General features: G+C 64.9%; 3 protein-coding genes. 2 read left to right on the top strand and 1 reads right to left on the bottom strand.

Annotated elements, in window-relative coordinates; genetic code table 11:
- Positions 1-156: 156 nt before the first annotated feature.
- Entirely contained in the window at positions 157-393 is a 237-nt protein-coding gene (locus VN419_RS10460) for a hypothetical protein (protein ID WP_325647173.1), read from the bottom strand.
- 292 nt (positions 394-685) lie between these two features.
- Between VN419_RS10460 and VN419_RS10465 the strand changes: the two genes are divergently transcribed.
- Both VN419_RS10465 and VN419_RS10470 read left to right on the top strand, forming a co-directional pair.
- The gene (locus VN419_RS10465) at positions 686-3,769 is read left to right on the top strand and encodes a hypothetical protein (protein WP_325647174.1); all 3,084 of its coding nucleotides are present in this window, start codon (positions 686-688) and stop codon (positions 3,767-3,769) included.
- 342 nt (positions 3,770-4,111) lie between these two features.
- Positions 4,112-4,521 (top strand): hypothetical protein (locus VN419_RS10470; protein WP_325647175.1); only part of this gene is annotated, 410 nt, incomplete at its 3' end.

Below are 4,521 nucleotides of genomic sequence, written 5' to 3' on the forward strand. Positions count from 1 at the left end.
CTGAGGCCAAGCCCGCTGACGCCGCCAAGCCGGCCGACGCCGCTGCCGCTCCGGCCGCCCCCGCCGAGGCCAAGAAGCCCTAAGGCTTCAGACCAGTCCATTCGAGAGGGGGGCCTTCGGGTCCCCCTCTTTTTTTGTCCCCCCGGCCGGCAAGCCTCAGCCCACGGGCTGTTGGCCCCCGGCCTCATCCGCAAAGGCCTCGCGGTCCAGCATGCGCCGGATGTGCAGGGCCAGGCTGCGGCGGCCCTCGTTGAAGGCCGCGCGTTGCGGGTCCGGGCTGAAGCTGGTGCCGTTCACGAAGGCCCTGGCCTCCAGGTCCTCCAATACGGCCCGCCCGGCCTCGTCCTCAAAGGTTCTCACGTAGCACTGGTGCAGGGTCTTGGCGTCGCGCATGGCTTAAATCCTCCTTGGCGCAAGGCTAGCACGGCCTTTCCGGCCAGGATGAAAATCCCCTGTTTTTAGCCGGAGAAAGGACATTTTTTCCGGGTTGACAGCCCCTAGGCCAAGCGGTTTCTCCGGCCCGTGCCCGCACACCCAACGCACGACGCCCAGACCCGGCGCTGCGCATTGTTTTGCTTGAAACCGCGCACGGACCTTGACTTTTTCTTGAAACGCTGCTGATTGTGAATTCTGTCACGTTTGCGGGTCCCTCACCCCGCAACGCGGACGCACGCAAGGGAAGGACATGGGCGAGAGCACCAGCACCTGCGGCAAGCCCGGCTATGGCTTTGAACAGGCCCGGCCGAGCCGCATCTATTTCGACCGCAAGGACTACGACCTCCTGCGCATCGTATGCGATGTGGTGGAGCGCGATGACGCGCCCAGCCACAAGAAGCTGCTCGCGCCGTACATGCACCCCCACGGCATCAAGGAAATGGCCGCCACGCGCGGCCTGCGCATCGCCTACGCCGTTGTCCACCTGCTGGGCTCGCTGGAAACCGGCAAGGCTGAGGACCGCCTCTCGGCCCTGCGCTCCCTGCATGAGGAAGTGCTGACCACCGCCCAGAGCGGCCTCCGGCGCAACACGGCCCGCGTGCTGGTGCAGCTCATGAAAGACATGGTGCGCGCCCACGGCGACATCCTGACCCAGCTCATGTTCGCGCGGGACTTCCGCGAGGCCTGCTCGGGCAAGCCCCGGGTCATCCGCCGGCACCTGGCCAACTACCATTTGCTGGAAATGCCCGAGGACCAAAGCCAGATCGCCTTTGACGACCACGTGCACGATGCCAACACAAAGGGCCGCAAGTCCTCCACCCATCTGGTGCTCGACGCGTGGATCAAGGGCATCAAGACCCTCACAGTGGTCTACTACAACCACGTCCCGCGCGAGGCCGCGGCGGAGATCCTGGAAGCCGCGCGCATCCTGGAGCTCAAGGTGCGCATCGGCATCGAGTTCACTCCCCGTTTCCGGGGCAGGTTCCTCAAGCTCATCTGGGTGCCGGGCGGATTTCTGTCCCCCATGGAGTTCCTGGACTTCCTGGCCCAGCCCGCCACGGCGGCCTTCATGGACGAGGCACGGCTGGTCTCGGTGTACCACCAGCGCTACGTGGCCGATGTGTTCAGCATGTTCAACGATGTGCACCGACTGACCCTGAACCGCGAGTACGGCCTGGAGCTCGACCCCCTTTCCGTGGAGCAGTTCAAGCGTTTCGTGGGTGCGGGCCAGGCCTCGCTCCAGCACCTGGGCAAGTTCATCCACGACAGGCTGTTGCCGCAGATGCAACAGCAGGCGGCCTTCCTGCGCCACGAGTTGCAGAGCGCCACCGGGACCGAACGCGACGAGATACGCCAGCAGCTGGGGCGGCTGGCCAAGCTTGACACGGACGAGATCATCGAGCGCTTCCTGCAGCCCGCGCGCAACCCAACGCTGCACAACCCGGACATCCCCACCGACGACCCGGCCGCGCCCGCGCTGCTGCGCCTGGCCCCCCAGGAGCTGACGCGCCGCCTGCAGGAGCTGCACGCGGCCGCGCGCATCACGCTCAGCCTGGGCAACCTGCGCGTGGAGGAGGTGCTGGAGATCCTGTACGACTGCCGGGGGGCCATAAGCCACCTGGAGATCGTAAACATGAAGGACCGCGCCCTGGGGCGCGAGATCGACCGCGAGCGCATCCACGCCCTGCAGGAGGCGCTGAACACCTCAAACGTGGTCAAGCTCAAGAAGCTCATCCGCGAGATCATCGAGGCCGTGCCGGCCCAAAGCATCCGCGACAAGCTGAACGAGATTCTCTACGACATCTCCACCCTGCACGCCTGCTACCGCAAGACGCCCCTGGCCTCGTGCATCGGCACGGATTCCACGGGCCAGTCCAGCCGTCTGTTCGGCATGGGCATGGTTGTGGAGGACACCCTGCCCGCCCGGGCCCGCAGGGCCCTGCGCCACATGCCCGATGCCATGAGCAAGCGCCTGGACGTGCAGGCCGAGGCCCGCAAGCGCGTCACCGACCTGCCCGACGACGGCCGCGAACCGGAACGCGGCCTGCTGCACGCCCTGGCCATCGCCCTGCCGCGGCTGCGGCGCTTTACGCGGCCCCGCAGTGTGGAATGGCTGGCCGAGACCTATCGACTGACTCCCGGCCAGCCCGGCAACGTGTCGCTCATGGGCGGCATTCAGCGCGAGCACGGGCCCGACTGCGGCCTGGGGCAAGAGGAGCCATCCGCCAAGGCAAGGCCCCGTGCCCTGCACCCGCGCTACCTCAACTCGCACCTCAAGATCGCCCTCAAGGTGCTGGCCGGGTTCATCCCCGCGGCCCTCACCTTCAGCCTCACCAAGGACTGGTGGGTGCTGGCCTACCTGGGCGCCTTCATCTGGTTCGCCATCACCGGCGTGCGCAACGTCATCCAGATGGTGCTGGCCTCAGGCGGTCTGAACCGCTCCTCCCTGCTGCGCTGGAACGATCTGGTGAGCTGGGAGCGTTTGGCCGATTCCCTGCTGTACACGGGCATCTCCGTTCCGCTGCTCGACATCGTCATCCGCAGCATGCTGCTGGAAGACGTGCTGGGCTTCACGGTGGAGAACCACCCCGGCGCGGTTTACACGGCCCTGGCCATGGCCAACGGTCTGTACATCGCCGCGCACAACATCTTCCGCGGCTTCCCCAAGGCCGCCATCTACGGCAACCTTTTCCGGGCCTTCTTCAATATCCCCCTGGCCCTGCTGTACAACGCCATCATCATCTTCCTGGTCCAGTCGGCCGGGCACGCCGACGCCGCCCTGCTGGTGGAGCCTTGGGCCGTGGTCATCTCCAAGTTCGCCTCGGACTGCGTGGCCGGGCTCATCGAGGGCCTGGCCGACCGCGCCCAGGCCGGACGCCTGCGCGCCTGGGACTACAAGGGCAAGCTGAACCAGCTCTTCGACACCTTCCAGCAACTGGAGCTGCTCTTCCCGCAGGAGGACGTGCTGGCCCTGCTGGAATCGCCCAAGCAGTTCATGCTGACCATGAGCTACGAGCACAAGGGCCTTGAGAACATCATCATCGTCAACGCGCTGGATCTGCTGTACTTTTGGATGTACCAGCCGCGCGCGCGCATGGTGCTGGAGGGCTGCCTGCGTGAGATGAGTGTGGAGGAGCGCAAGGTCTTCCTGCTCTCGCAATACGTGCTGCTGCGCGAGCGCGAGATCAGCCAGCTGTTCCTGGACGGCCTGGTGGGCAAGAACTTTGCCCGCGCCCTGGCCTTCTACCTCGACACCGGCCGCGAGTACCTGGAGGACATCCAGAGCTTGGCCGCCCGGCTGGAGCTTTCCGAGCCCCCGCCGCTTGAAGCCTAAACGCCCGCTCCGCACACCAGCCTGCGCATTTGCCACTCCCCGGCAGCATGCGCTTTCTTTCCGGCTAGACATTCCTGCATAAGCATTGGTAGGGTTCTGCTCGTCTATTCATGCGCCCATGCTGGGCCTGCGGCTTTGCCGCTTGCCAGAGACGAACATTCCGTATCCGCAACGGACCGTGGGCCATTTGCAAGTGTCCAGCAATACCCGTTGAGTTCTCGGACGCTTGCTCTTGGGCCAGGCCGCCACTTCATACGTCAGGAGAACACAAGCCGTATGGCCATGCAACCGCCATCCACTGAGCCACGCCTTTGCACGCGCCCTTCCGCTACGGTCCTCGCCTTGAACATCCTGTTGCTCCTTGCCGCCTGCGGGATTCTCTTTTACCGGCATCACGGCGCGTTGCTCGAAGACCAGGATGCCTTCGGCCTTCTCTTCCAGGTCAAGTCCTCCTTCATCTGGCGGCAGTCCCTGCTCCAGGAAGTTTGGCACCCGATGTCGTTGCTCGGAACCAATAGTCTGCTCAACGTCTTCCTTCTTCCACCTTTTCTCGCATTGCGCGCCGTGCCGGGCCTTGCGGGCACGATTCTCTGCTTCACGGTTCTGGCGCTGGAGCTGTTTCTTTCCATGTATCTCCTGTGCCGGTCGTTCGAACTGGAACAAGGCAAATCACTCGCGGTCGCCTGGCTCTGCGTCAATCTTGTTCTTCCCCTGCATCAACATCCCGTGCCGCTTGGCCCTGTGTACACCGT

The organism is Humidesulfovibrio sp. (assembly GCF_035560995.1).
Taxonomy (GTDB): domain Bacteria; phylum Desulfobacterota; class Desulfovibrionia; order Desulfovibrionales; family Desulfovibrionaceae; genus Humidesulfovibrio.

Excerpts from the sequence above, each read along its gene's own strand:
- VN419_RS10460 (WP_325647173.1), bottom strand. The coding sequence starts at position 393 with ATGCGCGACGCCAAGACCCTGCACCAGTGCTACGTGAGAACCTTTGAG.
- VN419_RS10465 (WP_325647174.1), top strand. The coding sequence starts at position 686 with ATGGGCGAGAGCACCAGCACCTGCGGCAAGCCCGGCTATGGCTTTGAA.